The following is a 19,827-nucleotide window of genomic DNA, read 5'->3' on the forward strand; positions in this document are numbered from 1 at the left end:
TGCCCCTCTACGACGACTCATTGCACACACAGCGCACACGAAAATGGCCTCCATCACCAAACTCCCCTCCGGTGCCTACCGGGTTCAGATCAGACGAAAGGGCCGCTACGCGAGCGAGACGTTTCTCCGTCGCGACGATGCCCATCGCTGGGCCCGCCAAGCGGAGACCCGGGTGGATCAGGGGTTGGCGCCGAACAAGTCGTCCGTTTCCCGCCTGACCACCTTCGGCGATCTCATCGATCTCCACATAATCGATATGTGCGAGGTAGGCAAACCGCCGCGTCGCAGCAAGGCCGCCACGCTCAAGACGCTCAAGCGCGATCTGGGCAAGGAGAAGATCGGGCACCTCGACCGGCAAAAGCTGATCGACTACGGCAAGATGCGCGCTGATCAAGGCGCCGGTCCGGTGACCCTCAGCATCGATATCGGCGTGATCAAGATGATCATCACCCATGCGGCAGCCGTACACGGGCTCGACATTTCTCCCGAACCCGTTGATCTGGCACGTGTCGCGCTCAAGCGGCTCGGCCTCATCGGCAAAGGCACCGAGCGGGACCGCCGCCCCACCACGGACGAGCTGAACCGCCTCTTCCGTTGCTTCGATGACAACGAACGCCTGACCCTGCCGATGACACGGATCGTGAAGTTCGCGGTGGCCACGGCGATGCGGCTCGATGAGATCTGCCGCGTCGCATTGACCGATCTCGACGTCGACCGCCGGATGCTCATGATCCGCGATAGGAAGGACCCGCGCAACAAGACCGGGAACGACCAGCGGATCCCACTCTTCGCCGCCACGGGGTTCGATGCCTGGGCATTGGTCACCGAACAGGCCAAGGAACTCGGGCACGCAAGGGGCCGGATCTTTCCCTACAACTCGAAATCGGTTGGAACGGCCTTCCGGCGCGCCTGCGTCGAGGTCAGCGTGAAGGACCTGCATTTCCACGATCTACGCCATGAGGGCACAAGCCGCCTGTTCGAGGCCGGCTTCGCCATTGAACAGGTCTCGCTGGTCACTGGCCACAAGGATTGGAAAATGCTGCGCCGGTACACGCATATCCGCCCGGAAACGCTGCACCGGCTTGCCGCGTCGCGCGCCCCTTCCCCGCTCGAGACCCGCGCAGCCGAGTGACCGGAGAGTCAGAGGGGTGCCGTCCCGGCCCGTGACGGGTTTGGAGGTCGAGAGAGAGGCTTTCGGCCGCCCGTCGCGGGAGAAAACCCATGAATACCGAGATTATCGATGCCGGGCGTGACACAAGCGGCGGCTACAAGGTGGACGTGTCGCGCGGCACGAACGTGGACCGCGTTTCGTCCGAATGGTTCTCGCGGCCGGATGACGAGCGGTATCTGTCCCTCGACGATCTCTTTTCATCCGTAAAAGGTCGGGCGGAGCGGAGCCGGACGCGCACTGTGGAAAGCGCGGCGATCCGGGTCGAGGCGCATCGCGACAACCCGGAAAAGCTGGGGCTGGTCCTGCCCGGCGCGGACGAACCCATCGCGCCGACACATTGGTCCTTTGGCCAGCTCTCGAGCCTCGTCGGCGCGCCTGCAGCCTATCTGCGCCAACTGCCCGCGCCGCTGGCGGGCATTAACCTTCAGTACGGCCTTACCAACCACCGGGTCGAGCAGATCAAGACCATGGAGGTCGCGGATGGTCGCACGGAACTGCGCGCCGTGACCGGCCCCGACTACGGGCGCATCTACGACTTTGAGTTGGTCTCCGCCGTGCAGCGCATCGCGGGCAACGGCACCGGCGACACGCGCTGGAAAGTGCCGGGCGTGCTCGACTGGTCGACCGGCATCTACAACCCGCGCGTGGACGTAACGACCGAGACGACGACGCTCTACGCCTCCGACCGTGACGTGTTCCTGTTCCTCGTTGACGACCTGAACCCGATCGAGGCGGGGCTGCTACCCGACGGCACGCCCGACCTCTATTTTCGGGGCTTCTACTGCTGGAATTCCGAGGTCGGGGCGAAGACGCTCGGCATCGCCAGCTTCTACCTGCGCGCGGTCTGCCAGAACCGCAACCTGTGGGGCGTCGAGGACTTCCAGGAGATCACGATCCGGCATTCGAAATACGCCGCCTCGCGCTTTGCCAACGAGGCTGCGCCTGCGCTCAGCCGCTTCGCCGAGTCCTCGCCCGCGCCCTTCATCGACGGCATCCGCGCAGCGCGCGAGAAGATCGTCGCGCGGTCCGACGAGGACCGTCAGGATTTCCTGCGCAAGCGCGGTTTCTCGAAGGCGGAGACGGGGCGGATCGTCGAGACGGTGCTGGCCGAGGAAGGCCGCCCGCCCGAGAGCGTCTTCGACTTCGTGCAAGGGATCACGGCAGTGGCCCGGTCCAAGCCGCAGCAGGATGCGCGGCTGGTCATGGAGGGGAAGGCAAAGGCGTTGTTGGAGAAAGCCTAATTGCGTTGAATATAAATTGGGATCAACGCCCTATCGTGATAATCTCAAGCACTGAATGAAGATATCGAGGGGCGTCACAGCCCCTCGATCGTGAACTCGGGCGCACCTTGCCAAACCAGCTTCCAGCTCGCGCCAGGGCGGACATTCTGGATGATCCCAGGATCGAAGGCGACAAAGCACCGTCCGCCCGGGTGGCGCACGGAGGGGTAGATCAGCCCGCGATGCCCCTCTGCCCTCAAGTCGGCGGCAAGGCGCTGCCCGGCCGGGTAGCCCCGCTCGGGGACCGAATCGAGCGCCGGATGCGCCTCTCCGTGCAGATCCGGGAAATCCCCGATAAAATCCGCCAGCAGTTCCACGTAGCGCGCCTCGTCCTCGTAGCGGCCGATGAAGCCCAATTCACGGGTCCGGTGAAATCCAACTTCCTGCGCGCTCGTCAGCATGTCCCAGGCGCAGTACCACGCGCCGCGATCGCCGGTGTTGAACCGGTTGCCCGAGGGTCGCGTGTAGGTGAATGCCGCGTTGATGTGGCTCTGACCGTAGAGAGCCAGATCATGCGACCGCCGCGCGAAGGCCAATTCCCGGCGATCGAGCGCGGGGCTGCCCTCGCGCTCGGCGATCAGGCGGGCACTGGTCTCGCCTTCGATCTCGGCGAGAACCGCGGCCTCCTCGTCGCTATCAACCAGCCCCCGCAGCACCGGCGGCTTGTGATGGGTCTCTGAGATCAGGCGGACAAGGGCGCGGTCATTGACCGACGTGATTCTCAAACCCCGCCCCGCAGCGCATCAACATAGCCCCGCACGCGCAGGATCTTGGGCAATCCCCCTTCGATCATCGCGTCCACAGGCCGCGCACCGTCGAACTCGGGACCCCGGTTGGGCAGCTTCACCCAGTCGCGCGAGATCGGCTCATTGAAATAGAGCTCGAGCGACTTGTAGAGGCCGATGAGCGCGGACAGGCGCAGCATCTGGTCGCGCGTCAGATCTCCGGCAAAATCAGGCTTCTTGGCCCGCTTCCAAGTGGATTCCGACATATCCGCCAGCGCCGCGGCCTCCCGCAAGGTGAGTGACCAGGCGTCCGCGATCCGCGTGAAGGCCTTGAGCGCGACCCCCTGCCGATCCGGCGCAGGACGTTCCAGAACAACGTTTTCCATGTGTTGGCACTCCTTCCTAGCGTGAAAGACGATATAAGACCATATGGATCGTATTGCAAGTCCATATGACCTATTTGGTGCCTCCAGAGTAAGAGGGGTGCCGGGTTTTCCGTGACGGGTTTGGAGGTCGGGAGAGAGGCTCCCGGCTGGCCTGTCGCGGAGATATCCCGATGACCAAGCAACAGAAGATCACCCTCAGCGCCTCGCGCGACATTCCCTTCAACAAGCTGATGCTCAGCCAGTCGAACGTGCGCCACGTCAAGGCAGGCGTGTCGATCGAGGAACTGGCCGAAGACATCGCGCGGCGGACGCTGCTCAGCTCCATCACCGTGCGGCCCGTGCTGGACGACAGCGGCGCCGAGACCGGCATGTACACGATCCCCGCCGGCGGGCGGCGGTTCCGGGCGCTCGAGCTTCTCGTCAAGCAAAAGCGTATGAACAAGACAGCACTTGTGCCCTGCATCGTGCGCACCGACGGGCTCGCCGAGGAGGACAGCCTAGCCGAGAATGTCCAACGCGCGCCGCTGCATCCGCTCGACCAGTTCCGCGCCTTCCAGGCGATGCGCGAGAAAGGCCGCACCGAGGAGGAGATCGCGGCGGCGTTCTTCGTCTCGGCCAGCGTGGTCAAGCAGCGGCTGAAACTCGCCGCAGTCGCGCCGTCGCTGCTCGACGCCTATGCCGAGGAGGAGATGACGCTCGACCAGCTCATGGCCTTCACGGTCAATCCCGATCACGCGCGGCAGGAACAGGTCTGGGAGGCGCTGCAGCGGCATTATTCCCGGCAGCCCTACGAGATCCGCCGCGTGCTGACCGAGGGCGCGGTGCGGGCCTCGGACAAGCGGGCGCAATTCGTCGGGCTTGACGATTACGTCGAGGCCGGGGGCGAGATCCTGCGCGACCTGTTCCAGCAGGACGACGGCGGCTGGCTGCAGGATGCCGCCCTTCTCGACGTCATGGTGCGCGAGAAGCTGGCCGAGCAAGCCGAAGTCATCCGCGCCGAGGGCTGGAAATGGGTCGAGGTCGATACCGAATTCCCCTATGGCCACACCTTCGGGATGCGCCGGGTTCATGGCGAGGCGGTGCCGATGACATGTGAGGAAGCCGCCAGCTACCAGGCGCTGAAGGCCGAATACGACGCGCTCGAGTCCGAGCACGCAGAGGCCGACGAGCTGCCCGAAGATGTCGATGCCCGGTTGGGCGAGATCGAGGAGGCGATGGAGGCATTCGAGGCGCGTCCGATCCGGTACGAGGCCGACGACCTCGCGCTGGCCGGGGCCTTCGTCAGCATCGACAGTTCCGGGCGGCTGCGGGTTGAACGCGGCTATGTGCGGCCCGAGGATGAGCCTGTGGAAGAGGTGGAGGACCTCAGCGATGTCGCGTCCGAAGCGCCGACCATCGACGACGCGGATGATCCCATCGCACCCGCCCTCGACGACGAGGAGGAAGAGGATGACGGCCTGAAACCGCTCTCCGACCGCCTCGTCATGGAACTGACGGCCAATCGGACCCTGGCACTGCGCAATGCGCTGGCCCAGGACCCGCAGGTCGCCGTCCTCGCGGCGCTGCACGCGATGGTCCTTCGGCTCTTCTACCGCTACGCGGTCGACAGCTGCATCGAGATCGAACCGCGCAACGCGGGGTTCGGATCGCAGGTGCCGGGCCTCGGCGACACGGCCTACGCGCAGGCCATCGACCAGCGTCACGAGACCTGGGCACGGAACCTGCCGAAAGCGCCAGAAGACCTCTGGGAGGCCCTGACCGAGTTCGACAGCTGCAGCCGCGAGGCGCTCTTCGCCCATTGCGTGGCGATGAGCGTCAATGCCGTCCACGATCCCTACCAGCGGCGGCCGCGCGCCATCGCGCATGCCGATGTGCTTGCCGGGACCGTCGGGCTCGACATGGCAAAGGCGGGCTGGACGGCGACGGGCGACAGCTATCTCGGCCGCGTGACCAAGGCGCGCATCCTGGAGGCCGTGCGCGAGGCGAAGGGTGAGGACGCCGCTGACCGGATCGCCGGGCTGAAGAAGTCGGAGATGGTGACGGCTGCCGAGGACCTGCTCTTGGGCACCGGCTGGCTGCCCGAACCTCTGCGCACGCCACCGCTGCCAGAAGAGGATGCCCCGGAGATCGAGCTGGTCGACGAGGCGGACCGCTCCGACGATGACCCTTCGGAAGACGATCCCGACAGCAGCGAAGCGCAATCGGCGGAAGACGGCGGCGAACCGGCTATCGGAGATTCCGACCCGATGGAGGAAGATGATCCCGTCGCCGGTGACGCCTTCGCCCGGACAGCAGCCGAGTGACCTTCGAGCAGGTCGGAGCTCCTTCCCCCCGAGTTCCGGCAGCCGGGGTCCGCCAGAAATGGCGGGCCCCTTTTTCTATCCACGACAGGAGGCACAAAGCATGCACAGCCCCGCCGCCGACATCGCCCGCCGCCTTGCCGAGGATGCCGAGGCCGTCTGCCGTCACTACCTCACGAACGGGCGCAAACAGGGCCGCTACTGGGTTGTTGGCGATGTGCAGAACACACCAGGCCGCAGCCTCTATGTCAGACTGACCGGTCCGATCTATGGTCCCGGTGCCGCCGGAAAATGGACCGATTCCGCAACCGGGCAGCATGGCGACCTTCTGGACCTGATCGCCCTGAACATGGGTATCACCACCCTGAGGGACGCGCTGGACGAAGCGCGCAGGTTTCTCAGCCTGCCGCAGACGGACAGGCACCGGGCCACCAAACTGCCAGCTTCTCGCGGCTCACCCGAAGCCGCCCGGCGGCTCTGGGCCATGGGCCAACCGATTTCTGGCACCTTGGCAGAACGCTATCTCGCAAGGCGCGGCCTCACCGGGTTGGGCCATCTCGACAGTCTTCGGTTTCACCCGAACTGCTTCTACTGGCGCGAGGATCACGCGCTGACAGACCCGCCCGAGACCTGGCCCGCCCTGCTCGCCAAGGTGACGGACCTCGACGGACAGCTCACGGGCCTGCATCGCACGTGGCTCGATCCTGTCTCGGCAGACAAGGCCCCAGTCAGTCCACCGCGCAAGGCCATGGGCAATCTCCTCGGCCATGGTGTCCGCATAGGCGAACCGAACGGCATGCTGGCCGCAGGCGAAGGGCTGGAGACCATGCTCTCCCTGCATCTTGCGCTGCCGAAGTTGCCTGCGGTAGCGGCTCTGTCCGCCAATCATCTCGCAGCCCTGCAGCTGCCCGCCGACCTTCGCCGCCTCTACATCGCCGTCGATGCCGACCCGGCAGGCCTGTCCGCTGCGGACCAACTGGCGCATCGGGCCATTGGGGCCGGAATCGACGCCGTCCATCTCTCCCCCTGTCTCGGCGATTTCAATGACGATCTGCGGGCAATTGGCCGCGACGCGTTCCGCGCGCATCTGCGTCCGCAACTGGCGCCCGAGGATGCCGTGACCTTCCTCGACCACGCCATCGATTGATCGGAGTCGGCGCAGTCGGCCAGCGCCTCCGCGATCAGAGCCACGCCTTCCGGCCTTCCGAGAGCGGGCATAACGGAGCAGCGCCCGAACGGGCCCGCAACGGCAAGCCGTCCTTCGCTTTGCTTCGGCCGCCGCAAGCGCGGCGGTGCAGACCCGCCCGGCCCCCGCTTTTCCGTCGCCCGGGAAGGCCGCGAGAGGCGCGGTCTTCGACAACCGGAGACGACATCATGCCCGAGACCCACCTTCAAACCCGATCCTCCACCGCCGTCGTACTCGAGGAACTGCAGCTATACGGCTGGCGCCCCTTCATCGACGAGCCCGATCCCCGCCCCTTGCCGGAACCCGACGCAATTCGCACCGCCGTCGCCGACATCTTCGACGCGCTCGTCTCGACCCTGTCCGACACGCGGCTGGAACCCGACCTCGAAGACCTGCTCTGGTCCACCACGAACCTGTTTCACCGCATGGCGACGCGGACAGGCCGGGATCTCGACAGCAACGAACAGGCGCAGAAACGGGCGCAACGCGAACAGGACGGATCCGAGGTCCGGTCCGTCGAGCTCGAGAACCTGATCGCTGAAGGCGTCACGCTGATCGAGCGACGCAATGCCTTTGAGGCCATGCGTGATCTCGCCGCCGAGGGCTTCGAGGCGCATCTCGGCCAGACATGGCACCCGCGCACGGGCAGCCACGTGAACCGGCGTACTATGACCGCGTCCCTGATCGACAGCCGCGATCATCTCATTGCGAAGCGCCGGGCCGATCTGGAACCGCTCCTGCCCCAAGGCACGAAAATCGCCTTCACCGGCGGGCTCGACTGCAACGATCATGCGGCCATCTGGGCGGCCCTCGACCGCGTCCACGCGAAACACGCCGACATGGTCTTGTTGCACGGCGGCGCACCGCGCGGGGCAGAACGGATCGCCGCCGCCTGGGCCGACAACCGCGCCGTGACGCAGATCGTCTTCAAACCCGACTGGACGCGGCACGGCAAATCGGCCCCCTTCAAGCGCAACGACCAGTTGCTCGACACCCTGCCCATCGGCCTCATCGTCTTCCCGGGCTCGGGCATCACCGAAAATCTCGCCGACAAGGCCCGCACGATGGGCATTCCCCTCTTCGACTTCCGGCCGAAAGCTGCCCCACCGGCATGACCGGATTTCCGCCGACGCCCGCCCCGAACCCTCCCGGGGCGGGCCGTTTTCTGCTATGATCCGCCCGTGCCAATGGAGGAGGTGGCGGCGCGATCCTTGTTCTCGAAAGGAGTGCCTCATGTTTTTCTCCACCCTCTTCGCGCTGTTCGGCCTCGGTGCCCTCTGCTGGGTTCTGTTCAACTTGGCCGTCTACGCCCTGCCTTTCGCGATCGGCCTGACGTCCGGCATGTATCTGTATGAAACGGGCCAAGGCGTCTTTCTGTCGATCATTGCGGGCCTCTTCATCGGCGGCTTTGTCGCGGCTCTGGGTGAATTCGCCTTTGACCGCATCCGTTGGGCCCCGCTCAAACTCGCGATCGGTCTGATCTATGCGATCCCCGCCGGGATCGCCGGGTTTCATGCGGCAAAGGGTCTTGCCGAATTCGGCAGCGCGGGCACCGTCACCATCACCTTCTTGTCCTGGTTGGGCGCGCTGGTTGTGGGCGGGACCGCGTGGGCGCGGGTATCGGGCTGGTCCGAGGTCAACGCCATGTCCGACCCGCATCCGCACAGGTCTTTCGACGAACACTGAACGCCCAGTGAAGTCTACGCAGCAGCATGCCGTCAGTGACGTCGTCAGCATGCCCAGCGACCGATTGAGGCAACAGGTCTCGATCCGCGCCGTCACCGCAGCGTTGCGGTTGGGCGGGATCGGCTGAGCAAAGCCAAATCGCCGAAACCCACGTTGTGGCGCATGGCCCCGGTCGCGCATGCACCTGGATCGCCGGCAGAAAGAACATCGCGGCAGTCAAACACAGACACGGCGAGAGGGGGCAATCCCGGAGTACCGAAGCACGTCCAGGACATGCACCGTTTCTGCCTGCACGCCATAGCCTGTCTTTGCACGACGCATGCTGCCGGGGTCTTGCGCGGTCCAGAGGTAGCCTGTCATCCCCTCTTCCATGGCATGACGCCACGCGTCCCTTGCGGGCCTCTCAGCGGCTGATCTGACCGGGATCGGCTGACGCCTCGACCGCCTTGAACGCAACAGCGCGTCCGGACTTTCTTCCCCTGGCGGATACCCGCCATTCCTCGCGGAGCAAGAAAGACCGGCGTTGCCGTCCTCCGCTGGCGCTGCGGGCCACAGGGGCTGCGTCGGCGGATCGCCCCGGTCCTGACGATCGCCATCGAGGCCGCGAAGGGCGCGGGCTCGGACAAGCCAAAAGGAGATATGACATGGCCACCATCGGAACCTTCAAGAAGACCGGCAGCGAATACGTCGGCGAAATCGTCACCCTGAGCGTTCAGGCGAAAGCCGTCCGCATCGTCCCCGAGGACAGCACCCCGAACGACAACGCCCCCTCCCACCGCGTCTTCGTCGGCCGTGCCGAGATCGGCGCCGCCTGGTCCAAACGCTCGACCGAGGGCCGCGACTACCTGAGTCTCAAGCTCGACGACCCGAGCTTCACCCAGCCGATCTACGCCAACCTCTTCGACGATACGGTGATCGAAGGCGGCGAAGAGACCTTCAGCCTCATCTGGTCGCGCCCCAACACCCGCCGCAACGGCGACTGACAACAGACCGCCCCGCCCAGGATCACTGGGCGGGGTCCACTTTCCTTTTCGTTGGTTTGGCAACAAGCGGTTCGGAGCCATGCTTGAAGCCAACACGTTCAGCCCTGATATGTACTTGGCGCTTCTAGGACTTTTGCTGCGCAGAATAGCGCAAAGAAGGCATTGGTTTCTGAAAGCGCCGTTCGTTCACGGGTGACAAGCCCTGCACGAACTGCGATGCTCAAAAGGCTGTTTGAGGAACGTACATGCCGACAATGACCGAGAACCTACCCAACAGGGTTAGGAAGCTGACTAAGCCAAGAAATTATGCGCAAGCGATGCAGCCATTCTTGGAAGCTGTCAGCAATTCAATCATGGCAATTGATGACCGAGTGGCAGTATTCGGAGGTCGTTCGGATGGAGTAGTCAATATTGTCGTCTCAGATCTCGGGGCAGACGACATCAGCATTGAGATATCGGACAATGGCATTGGCCTTGACAAAGAGCGGTATGATGCGTTCTGCGAGATTGACACCGACTTCAAAAGGGAGCGCGGCGGCAAAGGAGTCGGCCGTCTTTACTGGCTAGACGCATTCAAGAAGATAGAGGTAGTCTCTAATTATAAAACAGACACTGGCATGTCACAGCGAGCTTTTGAGTTTCGCTTGGCGCAAGAAAATCAAGTATTTGAAAATACTGACTTGGATCATGATCTAGCGCAAGGCGTTACTGGAACGACAGTTCGCTTTCGAGGATTACGACAGGGGCCTTACTTGGAGCTGTTTCCGAAACGGGCCGCAACGATCAAAGACTATTTGGCAGCAGAGTTTATTTCAAATTTCTTGAGCAAGGTCGGTCCAGTAGTCCACTTAACCGCCACGACCAAAGGCGGAACCGTACAAACAGCAACTTACCCAAAAGATGTTTCGGAATTGGTTGCGCGAGGGCCTGAAAAAATCAGCGATATTATTCTAGATGACGCTTCAAAACTCGAAGTTCGCTGTTTTCTTTGTGACAAAAAGGCGAGTTCTGGGCTTACCGGCCGCCATCAAGTTCATTTGCTCGGAAATAACCGCACTGTTGAGAGTCGAAATGTAGACGATCTTGTTGCGATTGGCCCTCTAAGAACCGAAGAGCTCGATGACTTGGCACTTCATATTCTGGTGAGCGGTGAACTCCTTGACAACAGTGTTGCCGAAAGCCGCACATCCTTTACTCTTCCGGAAGTCGAGGTTTCCGAGATCGTTAAAAGCGCGGTCAAAACTGCTCGATCAGAATTCATTGCAGACCAGCTGAACGAGTTTGATCGAGCCCGTCGGGAGCAATTTGATAAATTCTTGGAACATCAACCAATTTTTGGTTTTGCCAATAGGGATGAGATTTTTGCTTCGCTACCTGCAAATGCAAAAAGCCCAGAAGATTTCGTAAGCAAATTGGCGCTTCCTAGGTTTCGCGCTGAGCAAAAGAGAGAAGAAGCCCTTTCATCTTTGGTGGACAAGGTCGTATCGGGCGATGAAGTTCCCGAAAATTTTGGCGAGGTTGTACGCCGTGCTGCCGAAGGGGTGCAAGACAATGAAAGGGCAGCGTTGGGCCACCACGCCGCAAGAAGAAGAGTTGTCTTGGACCTGATGGATCGTTTGATCCGACGTCTTCGAAATAGCCCAGACAAAGACAAGAACCACGTAGAAAACACCTTACATACTTTGCTTGTACCGATGAGGGTCAATTCATCTAATCCAGACGAAGAGGAGCGTGCGGCTCACGACCTTTGGCTATTGGACGAGCGCTTGGCTTTTGCGTCCGGTTTCTCTTCTGACAAACGTTTAGCAGCCGTTCTTGAAGACAGTGATAGTGAGCTAAGGCCCGATGTGCTCTTGTGGGACGTGCTCTATGCATTGGGTCCAGTGGGTCACCAAGGAGGTGCCGAAGATGTCGAGGACACAGAACCTCTTTCTACGGTGTTCATTGTTGAGCTGAAACACCCTGGTCGCGAAAACTACAAGGCGGAGGAACGAATCGAGGATCAGGTTCGAAGATATGTCACTGAGATAAAGGGTGGCAAAATCGAGAGTTTTGGGCGTAGAAAAATCCGCGTTTCAGACGACTGCCAGTTCCATTGTCTCGTTGTCGCCGATTTTCATGGGCGGCTAGCAGATGAAGTGTCAGGTTGGGACTATGTCCATAATCGCCGAGGTCGTGAGCGGCGTCTTGGCGGGGATCATTCGAGCGTAATCATTCAGGCCGTTGAATGGGATTATGTCCTCTCAACATCACGCCAAGCGAACAGAGCCCTACTTGACGCGGCTGGTCTTGATCGTGCGCGAACGACAGATTTCACCAAACAACGTTCAATACAGGATGACAGTCAGGAGGGTACAAAGGCAGCTGAATAGGTGTCTGCTTTCTCGCTTGGTAATCCTTGCCTTGCTTATGCAGCAATTTTCCAGAATCCGCCCTCCCCAAAGTAGTTGCGAGTCTTCCGATCTTCGCTAAGATGACTAAGTCATACCTTGGAGGCAAGCATGACCGTCAAGACAACACTCAGCTTCACCGACCGCCACCATCGGTTCCTGACCGACAAGGTGGGCCAAGGCGTCTTCGCCTCGCAAAGCGCGGCCGTGGCGGCGGCGCTGGAGCAGATGATGCGCGATGAAGAGGAGCGCGAGTTGGCCCTTGGGGCTATGGCCGAAGAAATCCAGGCGCGGCTCGACACACCGCGTGCCGACTATGTCCCGGCCGAGGACGCCTTCGCTGCCGCGCGGGCACGGCTGCAGGCAGCGCGTGGGGCGTGAGCTATCGCATCCGGTTCCATCCGGCGGTCACGGATGATCTCGACGCGATCACACACTGGCTGATCGACTATGCCGGCCCGCAATCCGCCGCGCGCCGGCTGGACGAGATCGAGGCCACCATCGCCAGCCTCGCTGACCTGCCGCACAGGGGCAGCCGCCGGGACGAGATTGCCCCCGGGCTGCGCGCCATTCCAGCAGGCCGCAAGGCCGTGATCGCCTTCACCGTCGACGATGATGCGCGCGAGGTTCATATCCACGCCGTGACTTATGCCGGGGCCGACTGGATCACGCGCAGTAAAGTGCGCGGGCGGTAGCAGGATGGCGCGCAAACCCGTCCACAAATGGGCCTTCAAACCTGGCATGTGCGCAAGCGCTTTCGGATGGCGCGGCTCCGCCAAGGCGACCCAGCGGTTGAAATCGGCCAGCGCGGAGATCCGGGCCGTCAATCGCGCGGATCCTGTCACGGCGGCGGACGGCGTGGTCGCATTGGCCGCACGGATCTGGCCCGCGTTTGAGCAGATCGATACCTCGTCAGGCGCGCTTGGCACCGCCGTGCGCCGCACACTTGACGACCTTGTGCCGATCCTGATCGCCGCCCCTGCCGATGAAAAGACGCGCGCAAAATGGTTGGAGCAGCTGCGCGCGGCGATCGAGGACGATGGCGTCGACTACCTCGCCCCGATCTCGGAGCGGTTCGGGGAGATTGCGGCATATCCCGCGCTCATGACCTTACATGCCGACAGGGATCTCGCCCTGATCCATCGGGCCTGGTCGGATTGGGAGCGGTATTCCCATGTCGGCACAGCGCCGCTCACGCTGTCCTGCCTGCTCGAGGCGGAACGGTATGACGAACTGCTGGCGCTCCTCGCGGTCAAGAAGACCCGGCTGTGGTTCGATGACAAATTCGGAGCCGAAGCCTTGCTCCGACAAGGCCGCGAGGATGACGCATTGGCCTATGCAGAGGCGCTGCTGCAGGCGGACCGCCAGACATGGGGCCATCACGACATCTGCCGCTTTTGCGAGGCGATCCTGGTACGCCAAGGCAAGGCGGACGAGGCCTATCGCCGGTTCGGCCTGCCCACAGCGAGCGGAAACACTTGGCTGGCGATGTGGCGCGATCTGGTCAAACGCTACCCTGACCGGGATGCTCGTGCATTACTGGAAGACCTGATCGCGCTCCACGGTCGCAAGGGCAAATGGTTCGCCGCGGCCAAGACCGCGACGTATTTCGACATCGCCCTCGACTGCGCAGCCGATCATGAGGCGGCACCGGCCACGCTCATCCGGGGCGCCCGCGATTTCGCGATCAAGGAACCGGCCTTCGCTGCCGATGTCGCTCTGCATGCGATAAGGCATCTTCTGGCGGGCCGTGGCTATGAACCCAGCCCGTTCGACATCGACGAAGCGGTCGATCACCTGATGACTGCCAGCACGCGCATCGACCGGCGTGACTGGGCCATTACGGCGCTTCAGCGACTGATGGAGACCACGCCCAGCGATGATCTGATGCAACGCCGCCTTTGCGAGAAGCTGACCGAACTCAGCGTTGAATAGCGGATTGATCGCTATAGAAGATCATCCTGGCCGGCGCACTGGGTTCGACCAATGCCCTGCTCTGAACTTGCACGTTTCGCCCCGAAAGCTGACTGCCCGGGCGAAGGATCACGGTTTTCGGGAACGCACATCGCATTCGGCGCGTTCTTCGATCAACTGTGCTGGTGCCACATCCAGATGCGCCGCGACCCGCTGTAGAGTTTGCAAGGTGACATTCTGCTGGCCGCGTTCCATGGCGCTGACATGGGCACGGTCGACATCCATCGCCGCCGCCAACGCGGCCTGCGTCAGCCCACGCGCTTGGCGGTAGTGCTTGAGATTACTTGCAAAAACAACGCGGATGTCCATCCGCAGCTAAAAAGCCTATCGCGTATTTTGGTGCGACGTATTATAATGCTCATCTGCAACCTGACTGACCGCGATCCGTTCTTGCACAGGCAATCCGATGTGCTTTTATGGACCATAACGCCAAACGGCGAGGGGGAATCATGTCTGCCACCGGCACCACGCCGATCTCTGATCTCGCACCACAAAGCGATGATCTGACCGATTATGACCACGCACATATGACGCTTTACCTCCGCCTGTTCGACGCCGCTGAAAGCGGTGCAAGCCTGCAGGAAGTCAGCCAGATCCTGTTCGGCATCGATGCGGACAAGGAGCCGGAGCGTGCCCGAAAAATCTATGACAGCCACCTCGCCCGTGCGCGCTGGATGACCGAACACGGCTATCGCAAGCTGCTTGAGGGCGGTAACGGCTGAACTTTGCGCAATTCGGCCCAGATCGGCGAACACTCGCGCAGGTTGCGCAAGTTGACCGTTCGCGTCGTCGTTTTCTTGCACCTCCCGGCTATACTCTTTCCCCATCGAAACCTCTGACGCGGAGCTTCGCCATGACCAGGGATTGGCAAGACGAAGCGGCGTATCGGCATTTCGACAGCCTCGACCTGTCCGGGCTGGCCTGGGAATGCCTGCGCCGCAATTCCGACTATCGCGCGACCTACCCGCAGATGCGGGATGGATTGAGATCACCGGCTGCATGGGGGTTACGATTTCCCGGTTGATCCGGACATCGACGCACCCAAAGCACCCGTGTTCTGGACGCCTTCAATCGCCCCGGCAGCGGTAGGGTATGCTGTGCCGGTCCCCGGCGGCGACACCGCCGCGCCGCACATCGATGCAGATGATCTGACCGTCATCGGAACGCAGGACGGCTTGATGTATGTGCGCCTCGCAACAGGAGCGTTGCTCGTGCTGGATGCAAAGAACCTGCACCGGCCCCTCGGCATCCTGGTGCCGCTGGACGAGCATTGGACGGCACGGATCAATTCGCTCGAGTCGCTCCGCGTGCAAATGCTTCATCACAAAAGATCCCCTCCGCCCCTGACGTCGCAGCAGCGACGGCGCATCCAGCTTGCATTGCGCACGCTCGACGCGCGCCGGGATCGTGCCAGCTATCAGACAATCGCGGGGCATTTGTTCGGCGCAGAGGCTGTGTCCCGCGAGCATTGGAAGACCAGCTCCCTCAAGGCCCAGATCACCCGACTGTCGGCCCATGGCACGCATCTGACCACCAAAGGCTATCGCTTTCTCCTTCTCGGCAAAGGACCCACGGGGCGCTCCAAGCCGCGCAAGTGATCACCGCGCGATCTCCGAAAATCGAACCCTCATCAGTCCCTGATACTGTTGGCCTTTGGGGGTGACGTTTTCGCGCCGCGATCTTCGTCATCCCTTCCCATGGCGCTCTTCCGTTTTGATGACCTCCGACAGCCCGCGACGCGCCGTCGCTAGGCTTAGCCACCGGAGATGCTCAAATGCCCGACCCAAATGAAGGACTACCGCCCCGCTACCTCAGAACGCCGGAAGCCGCCCGATTTCTCGGCCTGTCTGGCCGTACGCTGGAAAAACACCGGACCTACGGGACCGGCCCGCGCTATTCGAAAATTGGCGGACGTGTCGTCTATGCGGTCGACGATCTGCAGGCCTGGGTCACGAGGGGCGAGAAGACCTCCACCTCGGACGAGACCGAAGATCGCGTGCTGCCTGCCAAACGCCATGCCGCCGTTTCGCCGGCCTATCTGCGGCGTGGGCGCTGAGCCGATGCAGACACTTGTCCACCTCACCTGGATCGAAGGGCGTATCGAGCGCTGGATCCGTTTCGGTCAGATGGCCGGGGAAACCATCCTGACGCGCACGGAAAAGCGCGTGGCCTTCGCTCCCGGCGCGATCTTCGCGCTCGTCCGCTGGTCGTCGAACGACCACGGCACCGTTGAAAGCCGGATCGACATTCTGCGCGCCGTCGGCGCTGGCGAGCCCTGCTCCACGGTGCCCTGTGTCACGCCAGGCGGAGAGCTTTTGCTGCGCCTCTCCGGCTGGCCCAAGGTCGAGGCGGCGCTGCGGTCCGTCGACATCGTGGAAAGCTATGGGATCGCACCGGAAGATGTCTGCCCCGATCATTGGCGGCACGTCCACAACCGCCTGACCACTGCATTGGAGCCCCGTCCCTACACTCCTGCCCGGCACGTGGCCTGGCTCAAGCGTCGCATGGTGACGACATGAGCGCGGCGGTCCCTCCCCTCCTAGCGGCCGGTTTGTCCCTCGGTCTGCTCGCGGTCGCACAGATCGACCGCGCACCGCGTCTGATCTGGAATGCCTCAGCAAGCGTACCGGTCGGACTTTACGTTGTTCGAGCGTCAAACCCGCCATCGCTGGGCGATCTCGTTGCCGTGCGCCTGCCGGAAAACCTGTCATCCAGGGTTGTTGAGCGCGGCTATGTCGGTGCGGATACCCTGCTGTTGAAACGCATCGTAGCCGTCTCGGGCATGACCGTCTGTCGCGATGGTCTCGATATCGCAATCGGCGGCACCGTTGTTGCCCAGGCAGAATCGGATGACCGGCACGGTCGCCCACTTCCCCGTTGGACGGGATGTGTCACGCTCGGCTCGGACGAGGTTTTCCTGCTCCTTGCTGGTGTCGCCGACAGCCTCGATGGACGCTATTTCGGGCCCTTGTCAGCGGATACGGTCCTCGGGCGTGCCATCCCTCTTTGGACATTTGGAGGGGTGGCAGATGCGTAGTCTTGAACGCGGTCACTGCCGTCAGTACGCGGGCGTCACGACCGCGCTTGTACTGATCCTCTGCATGCCGATCACCGTGGCACCGTCCGCCGTGATCGCTCAGGACCGCAGTGTTCCAGCATCTGAGCAGCAACCCATCGACATCCATATCGCAGAAGCCGCGCGCAGGTTCGGCATCCCGCAGCCCTGGATCCGTGCCGTCATGGAAGTCGAGAGCGCGGGCAATCCGCGCGCGGTGAGCCACGCGGGCGCCATGGGGCTTATGCAGATCATGCCCGGCACCTGGGCCGAATTGCGCGCATCCCACCGGCTTGGCGATGACCCCTTCGATCCACGCGACAACATTCTGGCCGGCGCCGCCTATCTGCGGCAGATGTACGACCGGTTCGGGTCACCCGGCTTTCTCGCGGCCTACAATGCCGGGCCTGCACGGTACCAGAACCACCTTGATACCGGACGCGCCCTGCCGCTTGAAACCCGCAATTACCTCGCCATCCTCGCGCCACTCATCGCCGATGGAACCGACGTCGCGCGGGCAGTGAACAACCCGCAGAGGACGCAGGACTGGCGCGACGCCCCGCTGTTCGCGGCAACGGCTGAGGCAGGTCACCTCCCCGGCGATGACACCCAACGGATTGCGTCTGACGCGTCTCGAAACGGCATCTTCGTCCCTCACAGCCGGGGGCAAACGCCATGATCCGCGAAATCGCACCATGGCGAGGTCTGGAATGCACGGTCGCAGGAATGTGCCGGAGAGAGCCGACGCGCAGGGTCTCAACAGAAAGAGCGCAAGATAAAAGAGGTGCCGCAAGCGGACATCAAGCTGTTGTTTTTCTGCGAGGGTTTGCGCCGCACATCCAAACTGCATGCCGCAGGACTTCACCTAGAGAGCTGATTTATGAGAGTTTTTCAAGCGGCAGCTGGTCCTGCAAGCGAGTGCAGCCATGACCCGGCGCGACAATGACCTCCGTATCCGGCCCGGGCGAATCCGCGACGGCGGCAGGACCTCGAAGCAACCGACACGCTTTGTCAGTGAGGTAATGCGCGCTGCCCGTAAGTCCGGTCAGACTGGTTATCGTTTCGGAGCCAAGCAATCTCAATCGACTTCCGGATCTTTCGGACGTGGGCGCTTTCAGAGAGCAGCGCTGAACATGTCACGCACATCTCGGCGCGTCATAGTCAATGCACGCGTCGTGCGCCACCAAGGCAAGCGCTTTCGCTCCGCGCCCATGGCCAAGCATCTCGGCTACCTGCAGCGCGATGGCGTCGGTCAGGACGGGCGCGACGCTGACTTGTTCGGGTCTGAACGCAATGATCTCGACCGGGGCGGATTTGCGGCGCGCTGCGAAGACGACCGGCATCATTTCCGGTTCATCATCTCGCCGGAGGACGCGGGCGATCTCGAGGATCTGCGCGCCTTTACCCGTGATCTGATGGCCCAAGCCGAACGGGATCTCGGCACAACACTCGACTGGGTCGCCGTCGATCACTGGAACACCGACAATCCGCATGTCCACATCCTGGTGCGCGGAAAGGCCGACGATGGGCGGGACCTTGTGATCTCGCGTAACTATATCAGCCAGGGGTTTCGCGCGCGCGCAGAAGACCTCGTGCAACTGGAATTGGGACCTCGCAGCGAGCGGGAGATTTCCCAAGCGCTCGAAACGCAGGTCACGGCGGAGCGCTGGACCGATCTCGACCGCGGCCTACGATCCCTCGCGGACGATCATGCCGGCATCGCCGACCTGCGCCGCGGAACGCCGGAGCCCCGCGATCCGGAGCTCCGCCGCTTGATGATCGGGCGTGCCCAGACACTGGAGAGGCTCGGACTGGCCGAACAAATCGCCCCCGCCGTCTGGGAGTTGAAACCGACTGCCGAAGACACTCTGCGCGAGCTTGGGATGCGCGGCGACATCATCAAGAGGATGCACCGGGCCATGGGCGCCGACCGCAACCGCGCAGCGGGTGATTTCGCCATCGAAGGCACGCCCACCGCGCCGATCCTCGGGCGGCTCGTGGAACGCGGCTTTCATGACGACCACGCCGGGACCGGCTACGCGATCATCGACGGCGTTGACGGTCGTGTTCATCACCTGCGTTTCCGGGATCTCGATGCGACCGGCGACACGCCGCAAGGTGGTATCGTCGAAACCCGGCTCTGGACGGGGAAGACGGACGGGACACCGCAACTGTCTCTTGTCGGTCGTTCCGAGCTGTCGCTGACCGCACAGATCGAGGCGGATGGTGCCACCTGGCTCGACCGCCTGCATCTAGCCCAGGACCGCGCACCGCTGAGCGGTGCTGGATTTGGCGCAGAGGTTCGCCGGGCATTGGAGCGGCGCTCGGACCACCTTGTCGCCGAAGGCCTCGCCCGACGGCAAGGTCAGCGGGTCACCTTTGCCCGCGATCTGCTGGCCACCCTGCGCAACCGCGAACTGGACGCCATCGCTCAAGACCTCAGCACACAAACTGGCCTCTCCCGTTACAAGCCGACCGAGGGCGAACCCATCGCAGGGACGTTTCGCCAACGCCTCGATCTCGCCTCGGGCCGCTTCGCCATGATCGATGATGGCCTCGGATTTTCGCTTGTTCCCTGGACCCCGCAACTCGAACGCCATCTCGGCCAATCCGTCACGGGCACGATGACGCCCGGCGGCGGGATCGACTGGAGCCTCGGGCGCAAGCGTGGGCTGAGCCTCTGAGCAGAAA

At 62.7% G+C, this 19,827-nt stretch carries 22 protein-coding genes; 19 read left to right on the forward strand and 3 right to left on the reverse strand.

Features of this window, described 5'->3' with window-relative positions; genetic code table 11:
* Window positions 1-43: 43 nt before the first annotated feature.
* Entirely contained in the window at window positions 44-1,132 is a 1,089-nt protein-coding gene (locus tag H8B03_RS12675) for a site-specific integrase (protein ID WP_193142239.1), read from the forward strand.
* A gap of 89 nt (window positions 1,133-1,221) precedes the next feature.
* A complete protein-coding gene (locus H8B03_RS12680) occupies window positions 1,222-2,412 on the forward strand; it encodes a DUF932 domain-containing protein (protein ID WP_193142240.1) in 1,191 nt (396 codons plus the stop codon).
* A 74-nt stretch (window positions 2,413-2,486) separates the two neighbouring features.
* Here H8B03_RS12680 and H8B03_RS12685 read toward each other — a convergent pair whose 3' ends face one another.
* Both H8B03_RS12685 and H8B03_RS12690 read right to left on the reverse strand, forming a co-directional pair.
* Window positions 2,487-3,176, reverse strand: a complete 690-nt coding sequence (locus H8B03_RS12685; protein WP_193142241.1) for an RES family NAD+ phosphorylase — start codon at window positions 3,174-3,176, stop codon at window positions 2,487-2,489.
* Window positions 3,173-3,562: an antitoxin Xre-like helix-turn-helix domain-containing protein gene (locus H8B03_RS12690; protein WP_193142242.1), complete on the reverse strand. Its 390-nt coding sequence runs from the start codon at window positions 3,560-3,562 to the stop codon at window positions 3,173-3,175. Before H8B03_RS12690 ends, H8B03_RS12685 begins: the two co-directional genes overlap by 4 nt.
* A gap of 170 nt (window positions 3,563-3,732) precedes the next feature.
* On the opposite strand from H8B03_RS12690, the gene H8B03_RS12695 reads away from it, so the two are divergent.
* From H8B03_RS12695 to H8B03_RS12735, 9 genes are all read left to right on the forward strand, one after another.
* On the forward strand, window positions 3,733-5,865 hold the full coding sequence (locus H8B03_RS12695; RefSeq protein WP_193142243.1) for a ParB/RepB/Spo0J family partition protein: 2,133 nt from the start codon (window positions 3,733-3,735) through the stop codon (window positions 5,863-5,865).
* Between the two features lie 100 nt (window positions 5,866-5,965).
* The gene (locus H8B03_RS12700) at window positions 5,966-7,009 is read left to right on the forward strand and encodes a toprim domain-containing protein (protein ID WP_193142244.1); all 1,044 of its coding nucleotides are present in this window, start codon (window positions 5,966-5,968) and stop codon (window positions 7,007-7,009) included.
* A gap of 227 nt (window positions 7,010-7,236) precedes the next feature.
* On the forward strand, window positions 7,237-8,163 hold the full coding sequence (locus H8B03_RS12705) for a DUF2493 domain-containing protein (protein WP_193142245.1): 927 nt from the start codon (window positions 7,237-7,239) through the stop codon (window positions 8,161-8,163).
* A gap of 118 nt (window positions 8,164-8,281) precedes the next feature.
* Window positions 8,282-8,734 (forward strand): hypothetical protein, encoded by a 453-nt coding sequence (locus H8B03_RS12710; protein WP_193142246.1) that lies wholly within the window; start codon window positions 8,282-8,284, stop codon window positions 8,732-8,734.
* 644 nt (window positions 8,735-9,378) lie between these two features.
* Complete coding sequence (locus tag H8B03_RS12715) at window positions 9,379-9,717, forward strand: DUF736 domain-containing protein (protein WP_021100681.1); 339 nt, start codon at window positions 9,379-9,381, stop codon at window positions 9,715-9,717.
* 245 nt (window positions 9,718-9,962) lie between these two features.
* Window positions 9,963-12,089 (forward strand): ATP-binding protein, encoded by a 2,127-nt coding sequence (locus tag H8B03_RS12720; RefSeq protein WP_193142247.1) that lies wholly within the window; start codon window positions 9,963-9,965, stop codon window positions 12,087-12,089.
* 129 nt (window positions 12,090-12,218) lie between these two features.
* Window positions 12,219-12,488, forward strand: coding sequence for a hypothetical protein (locus H8B03_RS12725; protein ID WP_226925890.1), 270 nt, complete (start codon window positions 12,219-12,221; stop codon window positions 12,486-12,488).
* The gene (locus tag H8B03_RS12730; protein ID WP_193142249.1) at window positions 12,485-12,802 is read left to right on the forward strand and encodes a type II toxin-antitoxin system RelE/ParE family toxin; all 318 of its coding nucleotides are present in this window, start codon (window positions 12,485-12,487) and stop codon (window positions 12,800-12,802) included. Before H8B03_RS12725 ends, H8B03_RS12730 begins: the two co-directional genes overlap by 4 nt.
* 97 nt (window positions 12,803-12,899) lie before the next feature.
* On the forward strand, window positions 12,900-14,042 hold the full coding sequence (locus H8B03_RS12735) for a hypothetical protein (RefSeq protein ID WP_226925891.1): 1,143 nt from the start codon (window positions 12,900-12,902) through the stop codon (window positions 14,040-14,042).
* Window positions 14,043-14,150: 108 nt separating this feature from the next.
* On the opposite strand, the gene H8B03_RS12740 is transcribed toward H8B03_RS12735, so the two are convergent.
* The gene (locus H8B03_RS12740; RefSeq protein ID WP_193142250.1) at window positions 14,151-14,390 is read right to left on the reverse strand and encodes a helix-turn-helix domain-containing protein; all 240 of its coding nucleotides are present in this window, start codon (window positions 14,388-14,390) and stop codon (window positions 14,151-14,153) included.
* 140 nt (window positions 14,391-14,530) lie between these two features.
* Here H8B03_RS12740 and H8B03_RS12745 point away from each other — a divergent pair, with 140 nt between their 5' ends.
* The 8 genes from H8B03_RS12745 to H8B03_RS12780 all read left to right on the forward strand — a co-directional run bounded on the left by H8B03_RS12745 (window position 14,531) and on the right by H8B03_RS12780 (window position 19,820).
* The gene (locus H8B03_RS12745; protein ID WP_193142251.1) at window positions 14,531-14,803 is read left to right on the forward strand and encodes a DNA -binding domain-containing protein; all 273 of its coding nucleotides are present in this window, start codon (window positions 14,531-14,533) and stop codon (window positions 14,801-14,803) included.
* A 131-nt stretch (window positions 14,804-14,934) separates the two neighbouring features.
* Window positions 14,935-15,105: a transcriptional regulator domain-containing protein gene (locus H8B03_RS12750; protein WP_193142252.1), complete on the forward strand. Its 171-nt coding sequence runs from the start codon at window positions 14,935-14,937 to the stop codon at window positions 15,103-15,105.
* Window positions 15,106-15,178: 73 nt separating this feature from the next.
* Complete coding sequence (locus H8B03_RS12755) at window positions 15,179-15,679, forward strand: DUF2285 domain-containing protein (protein ID WP_193142253.1); 501 nt, start codon at window positions 15,179-15,181, stop codon at window positions 15,677-15,679.
* 176 nt (window positions 15,680-15,855) lie between these two features.
* Window positions 15,856-16,137, forward strand: coding sequence for an AlpA family transcriptional regulator (locus H8B03_RS12760; RefSeq protein ID WP_021100692.1), 282 nt, complete (start codon window positions 15,856-15,858; stop codon window positions 16,135-16,137).
* Window positions 16,138-16,141: 4 nt separating this feature from the next.
* Window positions 16,142-16,600 carry a DUF2840 domain-containing protein gene (locus H8B03_RS12765; protein WP_193142254.1) on the forward strand — a complete coding sequence of 153 codons (459 nt, stop codon included), beginning with the start codon at window positions 16,142-16,144 and terminating at the stop codon, window positions 16,598-16,600.
* Window positions 16,597-17,118: a S26 family signal peptidase gene (locus H8B03_RS12770; RefSeq protein WP_193142255.1), complete on the forward strand. Its 522-nt coding sequence runs from the start codon at window positions 16,597-16,599 to the stop codon at window positions 17,116-17,118. Before H8B03_RS12765 ends, H8B03_RS12770 begins: the two co-directional genes overlap by 4 nt.
* A complete protein-coding gene (locus H8B03_RS12775; protein WP_193142256.1) occupies window positions 17,111-17,815 on the forward strand; it encodes a lytic transglycosylase domain-containing protein in 705 nt (234 codons plus the stop codon). The genes H8B03_RS12770 and H8B03_RS12775 overlap by 8 nt, the downstream gene beginning before the upstream one ends.
* Before the next feature lie 454 nt (window positions 17,816-18,269).
* Entirely contained in the window at window positions 18,270-19,820 is a 1,551-nt protein-coding gene (locus H8B03_RS12780; RefSeq protein WP_319022479.1) for a DUF3363 domain-containing protein, read from the forward strand.
* Window positions 19,821-19,827 lie beyond the last annotated feature (7 nt).

The sequence above is a fragment of the Meridianimarinicoccus sp. MJW13 genome, assembly GCF_014901205.1.
Taxonomy (GTDB): Bacteria; Pseudomonadota; Alphaproteobacteria; order Rhodobacterales; family Rhodobacteraceae; genus Meridianimarinicoccus.